Here is a 20,138-nt window from a genome sequence, read left to right on the forward strand (position 1 = left end):
ACTCAGAAAGAAGGCTACACCAAAAGTTACCTTTTAGTATAGCCTCATTTTTACATCATATGTTTTTTTATTGTAATCACATTTCCTGAAGCATCTAACGCTTGGAATTCTACTTCTGTATAAAGATCGAATTCTGGGAACTCATATAAATTTGGTCGATGCATATAGCGTGAAGAACCACGCGACGGTAAGTCATATTGAACATTACCACTTGGCGAATGGAAAATAACACGCACACCTTTTACAGTTGTACAGCTTGTATTAACATCCGCAATCAATGTTACTTTTGTAGGTTCAATTCGTACATCCGTATTATTGAATAATGTATCGCCAACTAAGCAGCTATTATTGCTTACAGGTGTTTTACATAAAATCGAATTAATAATCGATTGTAAGGCACCATGTAAATTCTCAATCTCTACAATGTTTTGGTAAGTCCCTTTTGTCTCAGAGGCGATATCTTTTAACAGCTTTTCGTTTACTTGCTTATACGAGCCAACGGAAACAGTATGAATTGCAACGCCTTGTTCCTTTGCTTTTCGAAGCACTTCATCTAAGCCATTGGTATTGGAATAACCATCTGTAATTAAAACAATCGCTTTATTCGTAAATTCATTGGTTGAGAAGTTGCTTAATGCTGTTTTCAACGAAGTGATGATATTTGTACCACCTGAACGCTTTTGATCTAACAGGCTTGCCATATTCGCAACTTCCTCTGCCGTATCTTTCGCTTCAAAGGTTGCTCGTGTATTAAAACGATAGACATGCGTTGGATTTGCATTTATTCGCTTCACCGTTTGCTTCACTTTACTTCTTGTTTCGTTAGTAGGATCTACTCTATTCATCGAACCTGAATGATCGACTACAAACATGACCTCCGATTCAAGTAAACATAAATTATTCTCAAATCGAGGATTAGCGAAAATTGGTGCTGAAACGGTTTGCCCTTTCAATGAACCAATTACCTTATCATAACGCGGGTCTAAGTCGACTAAACGAACCTTAACCTGAGATTTACCGTAAATAATATCATCAAAGAACACAACGGCAGAGCCGGGGCTACCTGTACCGGTATTGTAATCTTTTGTATTCGTATCGAATGACACCAGCTTTGATTTACCGTTAAAGGTTACTTCAACCGTTCCGTAATAATCGGTAATGATTGTTCCACCTGGTGCAACAAGGTTGACAATCACTTTCGTATAACGATCCATACCTTCTGGACGCTGTTCTAATTCTTGCCCTGCAAGTAATACATCGATTTTAGCAATCGCTCCGAGTAATTTACCGATTAAATCTGCTTGTTCCTTCTGCAATAGGTTTTTATCCACCTGACCTAATCGTTCGTACATCGCTTGAATCACTTTTACTGTTTCTGCATGGGCTAATGTAATATTATCCGCAGGAGGTAAAAATTCTTTAATTAAATAAATAATAACGGCGTGTACTTTACTCTCAAATTGGTCTAAATATTCTTTTCCAATTACACCTTGTAAATCATATGTGGCACGGCCTTCACTATTGATTGTGTACATTACTTTTGCACTACCTACGCCGCCCCACTCTGAGTCTTTATCTGCGCCATAAATCATATAATCTAAAATTTGCTCAAATAACCAAACAGAAATGATTTGCCCCTCTAACTTTAATTCTGCATTTCCATATTGAATTTCATCCGATTCTACGTCACCTTGCGTCAAGGCACCTTGCTCGTTTGTATACGTTTCCCATTTCGAACCGGTCATCAATTTCGTATCGACATCATAATCCGTTACAGTAATTTCGCCATTCACTGTAAATGGAACTGTAATCGTACCTACCGTCCCTACAGGTAGCGCTGGTAATGGCTTCGCTCCTGGGTCTACATTGCCGCCATCCCAATCTGTTTGCTCTGGGTCATGTACTTGATACGTAACGCGTAATTCTGGCTTTGGCACATAACGAACAGATGTTTTGATTACTTGATTTTTATACGTGTAATATTTCTCTGTTGGGTTCACCATTTCAAAGCAAATCGTATCCACAATTGATTTGGATGCAGCTGGTGCCGTTACATAAACGCTTAACAATGGACCATCTGTGTATACGACGCTCGCTTCACCACTTGTACTGTTATTCGTTTCAGAAATTTTTGCCTTTGCTTGTGATGTTACTTTAAATGCTAATGATTCATCATAAGGGATGTCATTGCCATAGCTATCTCGTAAATCAATCGTAATCAGTGTAGAATCCACACCATTTGCGATTAATTCTTCATTTTTAACATCAATGCTTTTTACTGCTTTATACACATCTGGGCGTTTTTCTTTGTCATCTGTGCTAGAACCCGGCTTAGATGGAATCGTCACCGAATTATCTTTAGATGTAACAAAGTTTACAGGTATTGTAATTTTATTATTATCCTTACCTGATGGCGATGCTGGTAGCCCTTCGATCGATAGCTTACCTTGCTTATAAACACGATACATAAATACGGCTAAGTCGCCGCGCTTCATTGTATTGCTTGCCACATAGTCTTCATACGTTTTTTGTCCCGTTGTACCTGTAGTAATTTCGCTCATATATAAATAACGAACCGCTTGAACGTCTGATAAATCCAGTCCATTCGCTGCTGCATAAATGAGCGCAAATTGCCCCCTCGTTACAGTTGATGTACGCTTGTTCGGGCTTGCCACTCCATTTAATGGCATATTTAAATCACCATAATAATTATATAAAATCTCTTGAATCGCTCGGTCTGACTTTCCCTTTAAATCAATATGAAAATTATCATCTAATTTTGAAATAAAATGAAGTAGCTCCCATTCCTTTACAGAATAGCCACCATCAAATTTATTCCCAGGAAATAAGGCAAGATATTGATTGTCAACCGCCCATTTAATGGCAGTATACTTTGGATTCTTTGTCGTAACATCCGAAATTTTTGTAGTAGCTGCCTCCACCGGGGACGCACTAAATGGTAATGCTGTTGAAAGAATTAGTACACAAATTAACACTAGCGCCATATATTTTTTCAAAGTAATCAAATTAGCACTCCTCTACTCGTAGAACAAAATATTGTCACGATAATTTTCTTTTAAATCCGTTTCTAAATAACGTAAGAAGCGTTCAATAATGGCTGCTGATTCGGCACGCGTTAAGATTCCCTTTGGATTGAAGTTACCACCATCGCCCTTTAGTAACCCTAATTCTGTCGCTACATACACCGAGTCACGCGCATAGTCCGAGATTTTATAATCGTCCCCATACGAAGTAGCAAAGTTTGGATCTGGTGCTTTTCCTTCAAGCCCTAATGCACGCACTAAAATTGTCGCAGCTTGTTCACGTGTTAAAAAGCCATCTGGTTCAAAGGTTTGTGGTGTAATACCGAATATAACGCCTTTTTTCACTGCTGCTTCTAAGTAGTTATAATCTTTCATTGTACGCTTTACATCTTTAAAAATCGTCGTTGTTGTTGCTTTCTTTTTCTTCTCTTCTAATACACGAATATCAATTGCTTTACCAATTGCCACCGCAAAATCATAGCGCTGCTCGGGTGTATTTGGCGAATAGAAATTCGATTGATCATCTAAAATACCTAATGAATAAAGCTTTTCAATTTGTTCGCGCGCCCAGTTTGATGAAAGATCACGGAACTTAGGGATCTTTAACATCTCAATTTTTGGCATATACTCAATTTCCAGCGATACTGTGCCACTAGTTTTTGGTAAATCATATTCATATTGCGATAATGTATCCGCTGAGCTAATTGTTTTGTAATTTCCTTTAAAACTCGATAAGCTTGCATCACTTTCGTTGTACTCTAGTACGCGTGACTTCGCAGTGGATACTTTATTTGTTACCGTTCCAATTTCTCCGTCTCCGAACTGGATTTCATATTCTGTGATTTGCGTTTCAGCCGCACCCCAGAAGTTTTCATAGCCTTCATCTCGGCTATCAATATGCACCGTAATTTCTTCTGTCTTTGCATTTCTGCCGCTGCCGACTACTGTTGTATACGTCTTGCGTGCAATCGCATTGCCTGCATAATAATCCGAAGCCGGGCGCTTATCGGTTACTGAGCTGTCAGAAAGCTGATAGTCCGCTAACGTATACGTTGCATTATTAATCGTAATTTTTTCGGTAAATTTCGTAACGTTACCCGTTGCTGTACTTTGACCAATTTGATCATAGTTCGTTACATCATATGTATACGCAAAGTTACGCGCTAGCTTTTCGCCTTTTGGTCCAGTTAGCGTTAATTTATACGTTTCTGTCAGCTTCCCTTTACTCTCTTTTGTTGTAACGGAGATATTTTTGCTTGTGCCTGTAAACTTAATCGGTTCACCTGTTATAAAGATATATTCTTCGTAGTCATATTCATTTTTAATACCACCTGTAAAATCCAGTGATTGCGCCGAGCTCTTTTGCGGCATGATTAGCCCAAGCATCAGCAAGCAGGAAAAGGCTAATGAAAGTATAAATTTAAATTGGTTGTTCACTCAAACATCCCTCTTTTCTTTAAATCGGTTCTATTGTAACATTTCTCCAAAAACATGGATTGGCATGCGAGTAGTTCACTCACATGCCATCTTACTTATTCGCTTACCATTAAAACATAAACATCCGATGTTGAACGAGCAATGGCCGTAATATGATCAGATTTTTTAATATCATTGATTGTAATTACTTTACCATTTTTAACAATCATCGCTTTCGATAAATCAAGCGTTAATGCCCCGTATCGGAAACTCCATGATCCATCTTTATTCCATTGACTACTATTTTTCACCGATAGCTTTTTCGTATTATAGTTGATATCCACAACACGGCCAGTTAACGTTAATGACGCTAATTTTTCATTTGGAACAAAGTGAATTCCTTGAATATGACCACCCTTCTCATAGAAATAACCGTAGTATGGGTTTGGTGAGTTTGTATAGTTATCATATAAATCTAAATCTAATTCAGGTATGACTTTGAACTGTGCTGAGCCATCTAATTCAGATGCAATTGTTGAATTACTATATGCAAATTGCTTATTTGAATTATCCGTTTTCCAGAAATGATTATCGAATCGTTCAATATCTGTTAATTCTAATTGATATGCATCCATATCAGCTACATCAATACGACCGAAGTATAGACCATAGTCTGATAAGTTTGGCGCTAAGAAACCATCATTTGTAATATTGACAACATGTGCATAATCGTTCTTCGTTGCCCCATCTGTCAGCACAAATGCCGTTGTAGAAATAGGTGTTTGCTCTGTATCTAACGCGATTAAGCCCTCTGGTTCTACTAAACGACCATTTCGAATTAAAATCGAGCCATCATGATATTGAATTTTTGATACGTTTTTCAATGAAATTGTATTGACATCCAATGATACATATTCAATCGGTTGATAATACGTACGCTCATTTTTAGCTAATACAATAATTTTGTCGACTACTTCTTTACTAAATTGCTTTTTCGTTACGAAATATAATTCATTATTTTTATAGTTCGCTAATTTTGCTTTTGAAATCTTTTTGTTGCCTACATAAATCGTTGTATTATTCGTGAAGTTAAATGTTTGTTGCGCTTTCGTCTCTTCTGTACCGAAACGCCAGTTCAACATTGGGTGGGCATTTTTAACAACCATTGTATTTTTCGATGTATTAACTGCGTTTAAACTTGCCTTATATAAATCTTCTACTACTATTGCCGCAGTCGAAATAATATGAATTTCTGACACGCGTGATGTAGTCGCCGTTTCGAACTTTAATCGAACACGATCCCCAACATAAAGAGTGCTTAGATCAACAGCAGAATTACCTTTAAACACCTCGGTATTGTTTGATACTGTGAATGTTTTTGTTGAAGAACCGTCGACTTTCACACGAATTTGTAAGCCATTTGCGTCAACCGATGTCACGCTACCTGAAAGCTGCTTACTATTGGCAACAATTGAACCATCCTCGATATTCGTTGTGCCACGCATTTCTTTAATTTTACCATTCGATAATTTAATCGTTACGGGCATTCCGCTTTTGAAGCCCTCAACCGTTGTTAGCGTATTATTGATATAGTAAATGCTGTTTGCAGATACTTGGAATACGCCCGTCGTACCATTGCTCTTTTTTAACGAAATATTTTTTAGTGTACGTTTCACACTACCGTCCTTATTTTCCGTTTCACTATAGTGTGCTTTTACAAATGTATATGTAGTTGCTGCCTCAGCTTGTTGTCCTGTTGGAAACATTGCTAAAGCAAGTATAATTGCTAGTAATGCTGTTGCCCATTTTTTTAGCAATTGTTCCGCCTCCTTTATGTTCCTTCTACCTACTAATTCTATCAAAATAGATTCATGCATAATCTATTAATCAAAATTCGTAACAAAACGCTCGTAACTTTTGTATAATTTGTAAAGAAAAACAAATTATTTACTATATTTAACAAAAAGTGAGCGTTTTTGATTTTGGTCAAAAATTTTAAATAGATACATCAATTGAATGACCAGATGTTGGGTGTGGCGCGTCTAAGATTTCAAGTACTTGCTCAGTAGATTGCTCTTGAAATTCCATCGCTTGTTTCGTTACAGCCAATGAAACGTTTTGCATTAATTGTGCTTTTTTCATCGACATCGCTACTGCTGCAATATCCAAATGTAACACCTCCCTACACCATTTATCGACATTCCCTATTAAATATCAAGTCATTATCCTTTATTTATCATCAATATTATCAATTTTCTTCAAAACAAAAGCAATCTCACAGACAAACATGAGATTGCTTTTTATTGTTATATACGTCCTTCAATTTCAGCCCAAGCTTGCTCGAAGCCAAGACCTTTTTCAGAAGAAAATACAATTAATGGATCTTCCTTTTCCATTTGTAGTTCGTCACGGACATTCTTTTTATGTTTGTCCCATTTACCTTTTGGAATTTTGTCAGCCTTCGTCGCAACAACAATGACTGGAATGTTGTAATGCTTCAAGAAGTCATACATCATTTGGTCATCATTTGTTGGATTATGGCGGATATCGACGATTAGCACGACCGCTTTTAACTGCTCGCGCCCCATGAAGTATCTTTCAATCATTTTCCCCCATGCGGCACGCTCAGTCTTTGACACTTTCGCATAACCATAACCAGGTACATCAACAAAATACAGCTGTTCTTCAATACGGTAGAAGTTTAACTGTTGCGTTTTTCCCGGCTTTGACGAAATACGTGCCATCGCTTTACGGCCAATCATACGATTAATGAACGAAGATTTGCCGACATTCGAACGACCCGCTAACGCAAACTCAGGTAAACCATCTTCTGGGAACTGTTCTTCTCGGACAAAACTTCCGATCATTTCAACGTTATGGACTTTCATTACTTATTAAAACCTCCATCTAGTGCAATCGCCAATACTTCTTCAGCTTCTGACACTAGCTTAAATGTGAGCTGCTCACGAACTGTTTCTGGAATATCCTCAATATCACGTTCATTGTCTTTCGGAATAATAATCGTTGTAAGTCCCGCACGATGCGCACTTAACGATTTCTCCTTTAGACCACCAATCGGTAATACGCGACCACGAAGCGTAACTTCACCTGTCATGCCGACTTCGCGCTTAATAGCTTTACCCGTAATTGCCGAAACAATGGCTGTTGTCATCGTAATCCCTGCAGAAGGACCATCTTTTGGAACAGCACCTTCTGGAACGTGAATATGGATATCGGTCTGCTCAAAATAATCGGCATCTACGCCTAAATCATTTGTTAATGTACGAACATAAGACAATGCGATTTGAGCTGATTCCTTCATCACATCGCCAAGCTTCCCTGTTAACACTAACTTCCCTTTACCAGGCATTAACGAAACCTCAATTTGAAGTGTATCGCCACCAACCGTTGTATAAGCAAGACCCGTTGCTACCCCAACTTGATTTTCCGTTTCAGCTTGACCATAACGGAAGCGATGTTTTCCTAGCATTTCTACTAAAATTTTTGATGAAACCGTTACTTTTTTCTTTTCTCCGGAAACAATTTTCTTTGCTGCTTTACGGCAAACCGTTGCTACTTGACGTTCAAGGCCCCGCACACCTGCTTCACGCGTATAGTAACGAATTAAATCGATCACTGCCTCCTCTTTAATAAGTAGCTGCGCTCGCTTTAAACCATGCTCCTTCATTTGCTTCGGAATTAAATGATTTTTTGTAATTTCGATTTTCTCATACTCGGTATAGCCCGCAATATTAATTACTTCCATACGGTCAAGTAATGGTCCTGGAATTGTACTTAAATCATTCGCTGTCGCAATGAATAACACATCCTGCAAATTGTATGGCTCTTCGATGTAGTGATCGCTAAATGTATTGTTTTGCTCTGGATCTAACACTTCAAGCATTGCTGCTGAAGGGTCGCCACGAAAATCATTTGACATTTTATCGATTTCATCAAGTAAAAATACAGGATTGGTTGTACCTGCTTTTTTCATGCCTTGGATAATACGCCCTGGCATTGCCCCAACATACGTACGACGGTGACCACGAATTTCTGATTCATCACGCACACCACCAAGAGAAATACGGACAAATTTGCGGTCCAAGCTTTCTGCAATCGAACGGGCTAAACTTGTTTTTCCTACACCTGGAGGTCCTGCTAAGCAAAGAATCGGACCACGCAAGGAATTCATTAATTGGCGTACAGATAAATACTCTAATACACGCTCTTTTACCTTTTCTAAGCCATCATGATCGCGATTCAATATTTCCTCAGCAAACGCGATATCGATACGGTCTTCTGTTTTTTCGCTCCAAGGAATTGATACGAGCCATTCGATATAATTGCGAATAACACCACTCTCTGCACTCGCAGCTGGTAGTTTTTCATAACGATCTAGTTCTTTATAGGCTACTTTTTGTGTGGATTCCGGCATACCTGCTGCCTCAATTTTTTTGCGAAGCTCGGCAATTTCACCTGTTTTACCTTCGCGATCACCAAGCTCTGTTTGGATTGCCTTCATCTGCTCGCGTAAATAGTATTCCTTTTGTGTACGCTCCATTGCTTGCTTTACTTTTGTACTAATTTTCTTTTCTAAATTTAAAATTTCTTGCTCATCATGCAAACGAATCATGAGATGATCTAATCGTTTTTTGATATTTGTAATCGCTAATACTTCTTGCTTTTCACCAATTTTAAACGGTAAATGCGATGTAATGACGTCTGCCAAACGACCTGGCTCTTCAATATCTAATACCGATTCAATCGTTTCCGTTGTGATTTTGTTCGATGATTTTGCATACTTTTCGAAGTAAGTTAACACCGTACGCATTAATGCTTCCGTTTCCGAATCTTTATATTCTTCGTCTTCAAAAAGCTCCAAGTCAGCAACCGTAAATTTTTCTGCTTCCTCGTAACGTAGAATCTTTGCACGGTGCAAGCCTTCCACTAAAATACGTAATGTACCATTTGGTAATTTTAGCATTTGCTTTACTTTGACTAATGTCCCCATCTCAAATAGGTCTGATTTTACAGGAGCTTCTACACGTAAATCTTTTTGTGTTACTAAAAAGATGGTGCTATCTCCTAACATTGCATGTTCAAGTGCAGCAATTGAGCGCTCTCGTCCCACGTCAATATGTAAAACCATTGTTGGGTATACTAAAAGACCTCTTAAAGGTAAAACTGGCATATTCGTTAATTTTTTTGTCACGCGGGTATTCACCTCCATCCAAATCTTTAAAAAAACCCGCATTTGTAGTATGTGTTAGTTTTTCATCAATTACGCTTTGCTATACATAGTCTCATTTTTTTCCTAGCTTCTAGCAATGCTCTTCCAAAAAATCCGAGACATTTACTAGCAACTTTCTTCATTCAGCGAGTAGACGATTCGCTTTCATTCCGTTCGATACTCCAATTTATTACCAATATGTATGATTAACTGTTAGAAAAAGCTGACTTTGGACTTGTTTATGAAGTCAAAGTCAGCTACATCATTGGATAACTTCAGCAATTAAGCTGTTGTTTTCTCGTTATCATCTTTTGTAAAGATTGTGCCGTCTTCTAATAATAGCTTTGGCTCTGCTTTATCGCGAATTGTTTCTGCTGTAATGATGCATTTTTTAATCTCTTCATTAGATGGTAATTCAAACATCACATCGAGCATTGTCGCTTCAATGATGGAGCGTAAGCCACGAGCACCTGTTTTACGTTCAATTGCTAATTTTGCAATTTCAACTAATGCCTCGTCCTCAAACTCAAGCTCTACTTGATCAAGCTCCAGCATTTTTTGGTATTGCTTTGCTAATGCATTTTTCGGCTCTGTTAAGATTTGAACTAATGCATCAACATTTAATTGTTCTAATGTAGCTAATACTGGTAAACGCCCGATAAACTCTGGAATTAAACCAAATTTTAATAAGTCTTCAGGAATTAGTTGAGCCATTAATGAGCCGTTATCTTCATTCCCTTTGTTTGGGTTTGTACCAAAGCCGATTACTTTTTCGCCTTGACGACGTTTAATAATCGTTTCGATACCGTCAAACGCACCACCTACGATAAATAGGATGTTTGACGTATCGATTTGTAAAAATTCTTGATGTGGATGCTTACGGCCACCTTGTGGAGGAACGCTTGCTACGGTACCTTCTAGAATTTTTAGTAAGGCTTGTTGTACACCTTCTCCTGAAACGTCGCGTGTAATCGATGGGTTTTCAGATTTACGTGCCACTTTGTCGATCTCATCGATATAAATAATCCCTTTTTCAGCACGCTCGATATCATAATCTGCTGCTTGGATTAACTTTAATAAGATATTTTCTACATCCTCACCAACATACCCTGCTTCTGTTAAGCTTGTAGCATCCGCAATGGCAAATGGCACGTTTAAAATGCGCGCTAACGTTTGTGCTAGTAATGTTTTACCACTACCAGTTGGACCGATTAAAACGATATTTGATTTTGATAATTCCACATCATCAATTTTTGAATTTGAATTGATGCGTTTATAGTGATTATAAACCGCAACAGCTAATGCTTTTTTAGCACGCTCTTGACCGATTACATATTCACCTAAAATATTTAAAATTTCTTTAGGCTTTGGAATATCCTGGAATTCAATTTCTTCCTCAATTCCTAGCTCCTCTACGACAATTTCTGAGCATAATTCGATACATTCATCACAAATATATACACCCGGCCCTGCAACCAGCTTACGAACTTGTTCCTGTGGCTTACCACAGAAAGAGCATTTTAAATTGCCTTTCTCATCATTAAATTTAAACAATTCGGTTCACCCCTATTCAAGCAACAATCTTACAAGATTCTATTCGTTTTATCAAATATATTGACTGCATGACGTTACTTCGTTTTTTAAAATTATTATATTTCAATATTTCGAAAATGCTAGGTAATTTTAATAAATCTATCATTTTCAAGTTTTTCTGCAACAAGAAAAATAGTGCTACGTATGTATTATGGCATATTTCGTCATTATGTAAAAATGAAAGCTTTTATGTGTTAAAAACAAGGCACGGCAAAAAACCGTACCTTGTTTTTACTACTGGATCATTCAGTTTTCCTTATTTAAGAATCAATAAATAATTGCCATCCATTCCTTACCATGGTGAACAGACAGCTTGGTTACTGAATTTCAATCAAAGTTTATTAGTTGATTTTAGCGTTTTCTACTAATAATTCAACTGTTTTTTGTGTGCGGATATCGTTCTCAAGGATTGTTGAAGAACCACCTAAAGCCGTTAAGATTTGGTCTTTATCCATACCAAATTGTGCACTCATTTTTTCGATTTCTGCGTTGATTTCTTCTTCAGTTACTTCGATGCCTTCAGCTTGACCGATTGCTTCTAATACTAAAGAAACTTTTACGCGGTTACCAGCTTCTTCAGCCATTTGAGCGCGTAATGCTGCTTCGTCTTGACCTGAGAATTGGTAATAAAGATCTAAGTTCATACCTTGCATTTGTAAACGTTGACCGAATTCTTGGATCATGCGGTCTACTTCTGTGTTAATCATCCCTTGAGGAATAACAACTTCTGCGTTTTCAGCAGCTTTTTCAACTAACTCATCGCGTAAAGTTGCTTCTACGTCTGCTTCTTTGCTCGCGATTGTTGTTTCTTTTAATTTTGCTTTTAAAGCTTCTACTGTTTCAACTTCTGGGTCGATTTCTTTTGCAAACTCATCTGTTAATTCAGGTAATACTTTCGTTTTTACTTCTTTCACGTTAACTACGAATTTTGCTTCTTTACCAGCTAATTCAGCAGCATGATACTCTTCTGGGAAAGTAACGAATACGTCTTTTGTTTCGCCAGCTTTAGCACCGATTAATTGTTCTTCAAAGCCAGGGATGAATGAACCAGAACCGATTTCAAGTGGGTAGTCTTCACCTTTACCACCTTCGAATGCTTCTTCACCTACGAAACCTTCGAAATCGATTACAGCTGTATCGAATTCTACGATTGCTTCGTCTTCTTTAAGCTCTAATTCTGCTTTTTTCGCTAATTGAGCATCAATCATTGATTGAATTTCTTCATCTGTTACTTCAGCAGATTGTTTTGTTACTTCTAAACCTTTGTAATCGCCTAATTTTGGTTCTGGTTTCACAGTTACTGTTGCAGTATAAGTGAAGTCAGCGCCTTTAGCGAAGTTTTCTGTACCCGCGATTTCTGGGTAATCTACTGGCTCAATACCAGCTTCGTCTAATGCTGTTGGGTAAGAACCGTTAATTACGATTTCTAAAGCATCTTGGTATAATGCTTCTACACCATACATTTTTTCAAATACTGGACGAGGCATTTTTCCTTTACGGAAACCTGGTACATTAATTTGTTTTACTACTTTTTTGAAAGCTTGGTCTAAAGCTTTATCAACTTCTGTAGCTGCTACAGTAACTGTTAATAAACCTTCGTTACCTTCTTGTTTTTCCCATTTAACTGACATGTATATTACCTCCAAAGTTAACATTCGTTTGCTTTACAAACTGTCATATATAATGTTTGACAACCATTTTAGTATAACATAGATGCTCAATGTTTCAACAATTTTCACTACTGCTGTAAATCTGATAGATATTCTAATTTTTGTAAAAAATCAACCAGCTCATTATTTATCTCAGGTTGTTCACCAAACATTGTTTTCACGAAATGGACATAACTATTCGCCACCGCTTCATTCGTATAGCCTCTCCACTCAAACGGATAAAGGACAATCGCATGCTTGGCAATTAAATGACCCACCACCTCTAGCATGGAGGGATCTTGCTCCAGGCTCTCAGTAATTCGCTCCATTACCGCTTGAAATTGTGGTAACTTTGTCGGCAATACCAACTCAGCAGGATTTATCGTATCCATATAATCAAACTTAGCAAGCGCAATGGGCATGTTCACTTGTTGTTCTACTAATAATATTAGCAGCAAGCTTTGAATAAACGGATGAACAGATTCGTCTTTAATAATCATTATGATTTCTTTCATAAATGGTCGAATATTTCGCTCTGTCATTTCATGAATTTGCAATAATTGCTGTTGCACGGGTAATTGTAAAAAATGTTGTGCATCAAAATTCTCATCATCCTCGATTTCTAATTGCGAAAAATGGACCTCTTGATTTTCAGCAATCTCAGCATTTAATTTTTTCAAGCGAGTAAACTTATCAATTTCATCACTTGGAATTAACTCTTCTTCTAATAAGGATTGAATAATTTTTTCTACTTGTTTAAACTGACGGAGCTGCATGCAAATCGTTAAATACAATTCCATCACTTCAAAATACATGCTCGGTCCCTTTGCAAGTATATCCTCACAAATTTCCTTTGCTCGCTCATAGCCTTTCGTTTCATAAAGTGAATAAGCATAGACACTTAATGTAACTTCATCGCCCTCTTCCAAAAGTAATGCCTGTTCGAATAAATCATTCGCCTCTTGAAAACGATTTTGCTCGGCTAATATTTTCGCTTCATTAAATAATCGTTGCACCGTTCCAGGAAATAAAATTACTTTCCGCGATGTTTTATGGTTTTCCATCTATTTCAACTCCAATCATTGTGAAGTAGTACAATGATACAATTTACATTCAAATTATAGCATATGAAACGTCCATCCTTCCTGTCATGAAAATTCACAATTTTAATATTTGTCATAATTTACATTAATTAAAAAAAGTATATACTAAGTACTAAGTTACACATATTCCCGTTATGCTCAGTAAATAATCTAACTCATTTAAAAAGGAGCGTTTCACATGGTCGTACTTTCTGAAAATGTATTATTAGAGTTTAAGCCGCGTTTCGAAAAGTCTTTAGAAAACTTACCGATTACGGTTGTTAGTCGCAGTACTGCAATTATCAATGAAACCGAATATCCTGTGAAGTTCGATTTTATTACAGAGACATTTGTTGATTACAAAAAGCAAGTGGTGACAACGAATATCATTCAAATTGAAGGCACGATTCCCGGATCGATTAAAATTGGTGCGCTAACGGTCGTTCCTCAGCATCTATACATCACTTGTGAATTTGAAATTTTGTCGATTACGAACAATGAATTAAAAACATTAGTTCAAGACGAAAATCCATTGCTTTTATATAGTAACTGGCTGCTGGAAGCCATTGAAAATGAAACATTCGTGCTTGAAGTAAAAACAGATACAGGTCAAATAGTAGACTGGCCCGTCGGAATTAAAAATGCATACTTTTTATAAACTTTGGACGATGCTAACCATTTAGCATCGTTTTTTCGTATAATGCGCGGTGGTTTAGTTCAAAAAATTCATTTCAATTTAAAATTTCAACTAGCTACTGTATACTAGGCGCTATGCACATTTCAATAAATTGAACGATATGAAAGAAGGAAAATGGAACATGAAATATGGATTTATCGGGCTTGGTAATATGGCCAGCGCTATCATACATGGAATGATTACGAGTAGAAAATTTACCCCCTCAGATGTATACGGGATTAATCGCTCCATCGGAAAAACCGAACTTCTAATGGATAAATATGCAATTCAAGCTACTACTTCGATTGAACAGCTCACGAAAGAAGTTGATGTCATCATCCTTGCGATTAAACCACAAATGTTCGAGGATGTTCTGCCAACCATCCAAAAACACATCACGGACAAACACATCGTCATCTCCATCGCAGCGGGAAAATCGCTGGATTATTTACATGAACAATTAGGGAAGGATACAACCATCTTCCGCGTCATGCCCAATATTAATGCGACAATTGGGGCTTCCACAAGCTGTTATTCTACACTTCATGCCAATGACGCACAAAAAGCATTGGTGGAACAATTATTTTCAACAGTTGGTTCAATTGTTGAACTTCCTGAAAACTTATTCTCGATTTTTACAACGATTGGTTGTGCTTCACCTGCATTTACCTACCTCTATATTGATTCATTGGCTCGCGCTGCTGTTCGTGAAGGTATGCCTAAGGAAATGGCATTAGAAATCGCAGCCAGTTCGGTACTAGGTAGCGCGAAAATGGTTTTAGAATCTGATTCGCATCCGTGGGCTTTAATCGATCAAGTTTGTTCACCAGGTGGAACGACAATTCAAGGTGTTACTTCCCTACAAGTAAATCATTTCGAAAGCACCATTTACGAGGCTGTTGATGCTGTTACGACAAAAGACGCCCTTCTGCAAAAGCAAACAGTAAAATAATTAGAAACCTAGTGATTTCAAGTCACTAGGTTTTGTTTTTCATAATGAAATTTTGAGAATTATCAAGATTATTCAAACAAATTTGATTGAGCTTCCATCTCGTTTTTCTTTCTCTGACACCGAAATTCCCCTACTCCATTCTTATTATTGACACTCCCTCTAAATTTTTTTAAAAACTTAATTGCTAACTTTCCTACTATTTTATATAATCAATCTTGTTTCAAAAGAAACAACACTATAAAAGATGATTGGGAGCGTGACAAGGAATTGGGTAAAGCATTGATTATTGGAGCTGGCGGTGTAGCTAGCGTAGTGGTACACAAATGTGTCCAAAACTCTGAAGTATTCGAAGAGATTATGATCGCAAGTCGAACAAAATCTAAGTGCGATGCTTTAAAGGAAAAATTAGATGGTGGGAAAACGATTATCCATACAGCACAAGTGGATGCGGATAACACTGAAGAACTAATTGACCTAATCAATGGATTTAAACCAGATGTGGTAATTAACGTAGCTTTACCATATCAAGACTTAACTATTATGGATGCATGTTTAGCAACGAAGACTCATTATGTAGACACAGCGAACTACGAGCCTTTGGATACGGCTAAATTCGAATATAAATGGCAATGGGCTTATAAAGAGCGTTTTGAAGAAGCGGGCATTACTGCGCTTCTAGGTTCTGGTTTCGACCCAGGTGTAACAGGCGTATTCACAGCGCATGCACAAAAGCATCACTTCGATGAAATTCATTACATCGATATCGTGGATGCAAACGGTGGCGACCATGGCCTTCCATTCGCAACGAACTTCAACCCAGAAATCAACATTCGTGAAATTACGGCGAACGGTCGTTTCTGGAAAGAAGGCGAGTGGGTAGAAACAAAGCCTTTAGAGCACAAAATGGTATATAACTTACCAGAAATCGGCGAAAAAGATTGCTATCTTCTATACCATGAAGAATTAGAATCTTTAGCGAAAAATATTAAAGGATTAAAACAAATCCGATTCTGGATGACATTTGGTCAAAAATATTTAACACACTTAAATGTACTTGAAAATGTTGGCATGACTTCAATCGAGCCAATCGAATTCCAAGGTCAAATGATTCAACCAATCCAGTTCCTAAAAGCAGTGTTACCAGACCCAGCAACATTAGGTCCACTAACAAAAGGTAAAACAAACATCGGCTGTATCGTTCGCGGACTTAAAGATGGCGAAGAGAAAACATACTATGTGTACAATGTTTGTGACCACCAAGAATGCTACCAAGAAGTGGGCTCTCAAGCCATTTCTTATACAACAGGTGTCCCAGCAATGATTGGTGCCATGTTAGTCATGAACGGTGAGTGGCAAAAACCAGGTGTTTGGAATGTAGAAGACTTCAATCCAGACCCATTCATGGACGCTTTAAATAAATGGGGATTACCATGGCAAGAAACAGAAAACCCTGATTTAGTAGATTTAGATTTCACAAATCCAACGCAAGAGGTTAAAGCGTAATGGCGAGCGTGAAGGCAGATTCGAAGCCGATTATGACTGCTGCTCTTAAACAAGAAACAGGCATAGATTGGCAGACAGCCCCATCCCCTGCTTTCGTTGTCGACGAACGCTTACTCGAGCGCAATTTAAAGCTTTTAAAATCCCTACAAGATCGTACTGGCTGTGAAATTTTACTTGCGCTGAAAGGTTTTTCAATGTGGTCAACATTTCCAATGGCACGCAACTATTTAGCAGGGATTACTTCCTCTTCTCTATTTGAGGCGCGCCTTGGTTTTGAGGAATTCGGCAAGGAAGTCCATGCCTATGCACCTGCCTATGCAGAGCACGAAATTGACGAATATTTAACGTATGTGAATCACATCGTCTTTAACTCATTTGATCAGTTAAATAAGTATAAAGACAAAGTATTAAGTCATGAGAAAAACATTTCGATTGGCTTACGTGTGAATCCTGGTTATTCCGAGGTGGAAACACCACTTTACGACCCTTGCTACATTAATTCTCGCCTTGGGATTCCGGTTGAATCATTTCGACCGGACGAGCTTGACGGGGTAGAAGGCATTCACTTCCATGCCATGTGTGAACAAGGGGCGGATGTATTAGAACGTATTTTAGTTCACTTTGAAGAAAAATATGGTCAGTACTTGCATCAAATGAAGTGGGTAAACTTCGGTGGTGGTCATCATATTACAAAGCCTGGTTATGATGTGGAGCTCCTTGTAAAGCTCATAAACCGCATTCAAGACACATATGATGTCAAAGTTATTTTAGAGCCAGGAGAAGCCATTGCGCTCAATACAGGTTATTTAGTCGCTACGGTTTTAGATATCGTACACAACGGCATGGAGCTCGCGATTGTAGATTCCTCAGCAACTTGCCATATGCCTGATACCCTAGAAATGCCGTACCGCGCACATATTATTGGCTCAGGTGAAGCAAATGAAAAAGCATATACATACCGCCTAGGTGGTATGACATGCTTAGCTGGTGATATAATCGGTGATTATTCATTTGATGAACCATTAAAAGCTGGCGACAAGCTCGTATTTACAGACATGGCGCATTACACAATGGTGAAAACGCATATGTTCAACGGGGTTAACTTACCAAGTATTTGCTCTTATAATGAAGAGGATGGTATGAAGGTCATTCGTACATTCCATTATGAGGATTATAAAGGGCGTTTGTCATAAGAAAAAGCAGAAACGTTTAGGCGTTTCTGCTTTTTTGTCATTGAAGTGGGAAATATATGATTCGATGGAATGTTGGTTGCCAAATTCCTTGCTCGTTTTTCTCCACTCTCACCTCTGATGGCAGTCCATTTTCTCCAGTAAACACAACCCAGCCCTCTTTATCTGAGCGCTGATCAAATGTGGCATTTTCAATTCCGTTAAAATACCTTGCAATTATAAGACGATTTAATTCCGGTGTGAATAATTGCTGGCGTACAGCTTTTGTTTTTTCATAATGCTGCCTTGCTTCTAGTATGTCTTTATTATTAGAAGTTGACATTAGTGCTTCGTATGTTCCGTAATCCTGATCAATATCACTCAAGAAAAACATTTTAACGATTGAAACAGGTGAAATATGATGTAAACGCTCTAAATCATGATCCATTTTAAACGCCTCGTACACCGCCTGTTCTTCTGGCGTCAAAGTATACGCTAATTCTTCCGTGGCTTGAATCGCTGTCACCTTACCAACGAGTTGTGTGTCCTTTATTTTTAGTAATTGATGACGAGATTTTTCAAGATGATAACTATAAATAACGAGCTCATCTTTAGCCACCTGAATGATTTCATTGACAAAAGGTGAAAAGGATACTCCCCTTTCATGAAAGTAATACGGATTTTTAAAGGGGTCTTTTTTTAAGTCCCCTACTATTTTCTCACCGAGCCCACGCATTTTTAATACTGTACCATTGACTATAATTTGACCCTCATCCATCGTTACAGAGTCATCCGCTAAACCAAGCACTGTTGAGACAATAATTCCAGATGGCGTATAGTAAGCAACATAATCCCCGTAAGTAATTGGGGCTTCTTTATCAATGACCATTGGAAATCCCTCTAGCATCCATTGTTCACCAAGTAAATGTGCATAATAGGGTTCAATAACCTCTAATCCGGACACATCATCCAGTAACGGCAATAACGTCTCCCCTTCACTGGCAGTTAGAACACTTTTTTGAGGTGCAAATTGTGCAAATAACAGCATTCCAATGAGACAGCACACTGCAACCGATACAGATAGCACCTGCCAATTGCGCTGTTTTCGCTTTGGCTTCGTTTGTAGTAGACGTTGCTTCATTTCTTTCGTAAACGGTGCATCTTGCTGTAATTCCTGCCGTAGTTGATTTTTAAACCCCTTCATAAAAAATCGCCTCCAACTCCTGATTGGTTTTTAATAATTCCCTGGCCCGACGAATTCTTGTACGCACCGTATTTTGCGAAACATCTAATAAATCAGCAATTTCAGCTACCTCAAATTCCTCGTAGTAGAATAAAATAATGACTTCTCGGTAATGCACGGGCAATGCAAACACAGTTTCTTTTAACGTTGCAAACGCCACTGTTGCTAAGTATGCTTGCTCTGTAGAAGGTTCACTTTTACGTAATGGGAGAAATTTCGTTAATATATTTTTTCGCTTTTGTTTGCGCAATTCATCATGACAGCAATTTATCGCAATCCGCGTTAAATATGTTTTTAATGAGGCCTCGTTACGGAAATCTTCTTTATGTAATAGAAACTTCATCAATACGTCCTGTGTAATTTCCTCTGCAAGCTGAATATCCTTCACATATAAGTAGCTAAAATGATATAAATATTCACCATATCGCTCGATTATTTGCTCCACCGACCATTCACCTCTTTTCCATTCTACCGCTTAGACGGATGTTGTCCGAAAAATTGTTCAAATCATTTGAAATTATTTTTGTAGATGTTTATTTTCCACACCATAAACATGAAAAAACACCATAGCGAAATACTAT

General features: G+C 37.9%; 15 protein-coding genes. 4 read left to right on the forward strand and 11 right to left on the reverse strand.

Translation table 11 applies throughout. The features are described from left to right. Nucleotides 1–50 precede the first annotated feature (50 nt). From MKX47_RS13490 to MKX47_RS13530, 9 genes are all read right to left on the reverse strand, one after another. Nucleotides 51–3,026 carry a VWA domain-containing protein gene (locus MKX47_RS13490; RefSeq protein WP_340775083.1) on the reverse strand — a complete coding sequence of 992 codons (2,976 nt, stop codon included), beginning with the start codon at nucleotides 3,024–3,026 and terminating at the stop codon, nucleotides 51–53. Nucleotides 3,027–3,038: 12 nt separating this feature from the next. After that, nucleotides 3,039–4,481: an S-layer homology domain-containing protein gene (locus MKX47_RS13495; RefSeq protein ID WP_340775085.1), complete on the reverse strand. Its 1,443-nt coding sequence runs from the start codon at nucleotides 4,479–4,481 to the stop codon at nucleotides 3,039–3,041. 95 nt (nucleotides 4,482–4,576) lie between these two features. Further along, nucleotides 4,577–6,277: a phosphate ABC transporter ATPase gene (locus MKX47_RS13500; RefSeq protein WP_340775088.1), complete on the reverse strand. Its 1,701-nt coding sequence runs from the start codon at nucleotides 6,275–6,277 to the stop codon at nucleotides 4,577–4,579. A 178-nt stretch (nucleotides 6,278–6,455) separates the two neighbouring features. After that, nucleotides 6,456–6,629: a YjfB family protein gene (locus MKX47_RS13505; protein WP_340775089.1), complete on the reverse strand. Its 174-nt coding sequence runs from the start codon at nucleotides 6,627–6,629 to the stop codon at nucleotides 6,456–6,458. Between the two features lie 137 nt (nucleotides 6,630–6,766). Then, nucleotides 6,767–7,348, reverse strand: coding sequence for a ribosome biogenesis GTP-binding protein YihA/YsxC (gene yihA / locus MKX47_RS13510; RefSeq protein ID WP_340775090.1), 582 nt, complete (start codon nucleotides 7,346–7,348; stop codon nucleotides 6,767–6,769). Then, nucleotides 7,348–9,690: an endopeptidase La gene (lon, locus tag MKX47_RS13515; protein ID WP_340775091.1), complete on the reverse strand. Its 2,343-nt coding sequence runs from the start codon at nucleotides 9,688–9,690 to the stop codon at nucleotides 7,348–7,350. The genes yihA and lon overlap by 1 nt, the downstream gene beginning before the upstream one ends. A 282-nt stretch (nucleotides 9,691–9,972) precedes the next feature. Then, complete coding sequence (gene clpX / locus MKX47_RS13520; RefSeq protein WP_340775092.1) at nucleotides 9,973–11,244, reverse strand: ATP-dependent protease ATP-binding subunit ClpX; 1,272 nt, start codon at nucleotides 11,242–11,244, stop codon at nucleotides 9,973–9,975. Nucleotides 11,245–11,624: 380 nt separating this feature from the next. Continuing rightward, complete coding sequence (tig, locus tag MKX47_RS13525) at nucleotides 11,625–12,914, reverse strand: trigger factor (RefSeq protein WP_340775095.1); 1,290 nt, start codon at nucleotides 12,912–12,914, stop codon at nucleotides 11,625–11,627. Between the two features lie 107 nt (nucleotides 12,915–13,021). Then, nucleotides 13,022–13,996 (reverse strand): tetratricopeptide repeat protein, encoded by a 975-nt coding sequence (locus MKX47_RS13530; RefSeq protein WP_340775097.1) that lies wholly within the window; start codon nucleotides 13,994–13,996, stop codon nucleotides 13,022–13,024. A gap of 217 nt (nucleotides 13,997–14,213) precedes the next feature. Here MKX47_RS13530 and MKX47_RS13535 point away from each other — a divergent pair, with 217 nt between their 5' ends. The 4 genes from MKX47_RS13535 to nspC all read left to right on the forward strand — a co-directional run bounded on the left by MKX47_RS13535 (nucleotide 14,214) and on the right by nspC (nucleotide 18,338). Further along, entirely contained in the window at nucleotides 14,214–14,672 is a 459-nt protein-coding gene (locus tag MKX47_RS13535; RefSeq protein ID WP_340775098.1) for a hypothetical protein, read from the forward strand. Nucleotides 14,673–14,832: 160 nt separating this feature from the next. Further along, entirely contained in the window at nucleotides 14,833–15,642 is an 810-nt protein-coding gene (proC, locus tag MKX47_RS13540) for a pyrroline-5-carboxylate reductase (RefSeq protein WP_340775101.1), read from the forward strand. Nucleotides 15,643–15,909: 267 nt separating this feature from the next. After that, entirely contained in the window at nucleotides 15,910–17,145 is a 1,236-nt protein-coding gene (locus MKX47_RS13545; RefSeq protein ID WP_340775102.1) for a saccharopine dehydrogenase family protein, read from the forward strand. A gap of 32 nt (nucleotides 17,146–17,177) precedes the next feature. Next, a complete protein-coding gene (nspC, locus tag MKX47_RS13550; protein ID WP_340777830.1) occupies nucleotides 17,178–18,338 on the forward strand; it encodes a carboxynorspermidine decarboxylase in 1,161 nt (386 codons plus the stop codon). Nucleotides 18,339–18,375: 37 nt separating this feature from the next. Here nspC and MKX47_RS13555 read toward each other — a convergent pair whose 3' ends face one another. Together MKX47_RS13555 and MKX47_RS13560 are read right to left on the reverse strand one after the other, a co-directional pair. After that, nucleotides 18,376–19,518 (reverse strand): hypothetical protein, encoded by a 1,143-nt coding sequence (locus MKX47_RS13555; RefSeq protein ID WP_340775105.1) that lies wholly within the window; start codon nucleotides 19,516–19,518, stop codon nucleotides 18,376–18,378. Continuing rightward, nucleotides 19,505–20,002, reverse strand: a complete 498-nt coding sequence (locus tag MKX47_RS13560; RefSeq protein WP_340775107.1) for an RNA polymerase sigma factor — start codon at nucleotides 20,000–20,002, stop codon at nucleotides 19,505–19,507. The genes MKX47_RS13555 and MKX47_RS13560 overlap by 14 nt, the downstream gene beginning before the upstream one ends. Between the last annotated feature and the right edge of the window lie 136 nt (nucleotides 20,003–20,138).

It is taken from the genome of Solibacillus sp. FSL R7-0668, from assembly GCF_038006205.1.
In the GTDB taxonomy this organism is placed as follows: domain Bacteria; phylum Bacillota; class Bacilli; order Bacillales_A; family Planococcaceae; genus Solibacillus.

Excerpts from the sequence above, each read along its gene's own strand:
- MKX47_RS13530 (WP_340775097.1), bottom strand. The coding sequence starts at position 13,996 with ATGGAAAACCATAAAACATCGCGGAAAGTAATTTTATTTCCTGGAACG.
- MKX47_RS13555 (WP_340775105.1), bottom strand. The coding sequence starts at position 19,518 with ATGAAGGGGTTTAAAAATCAACTACGGCAGGAATTACAGCAAGATGCA.
- nspC (WP_340777830.1), top strand. The coding sequence starts at position 17,178 with ATGACTGCTGCTCTTAAACAAGAAACAGGCATAGATTGGCAGACAGCC.
- tig (WP_340775095.1), bottom strand. The coding sequence starts at position 12,914 with ATGTCAGTTAAATGGGAAAAACAAGAAGGTAACGAAGGTTTATTAACA.
- yihA (WP_340775090.1), bottom strand. The coding sequence starts at position 7,348 with ATGAAAGTCCATAACGTTGAAATGATCGGAAGTTTTGTCCGAGAAGAA.
- proC (WP_340775101.1), top strand. The coding sequence starts at position 14,833 with ATGAAATATGGATTTATCGGGCTTGGTAATATGGCCAGCGCTATCATA.
- MKX47_RS13535 (WP_340775098.1), top strand. The coding sequence starts at position 14,214 with ATGGTCGTACTTTCTGAAAATGTATTATTAGAGTTTAAGCCGCGTTTC.
- lon (WP_340775091.1), bottom strand. The coding sequence starts at position 9,690 with ATGGAGGTGAATACCCGCGTGACAAAAAAATTAACGAATATGCCAGTT.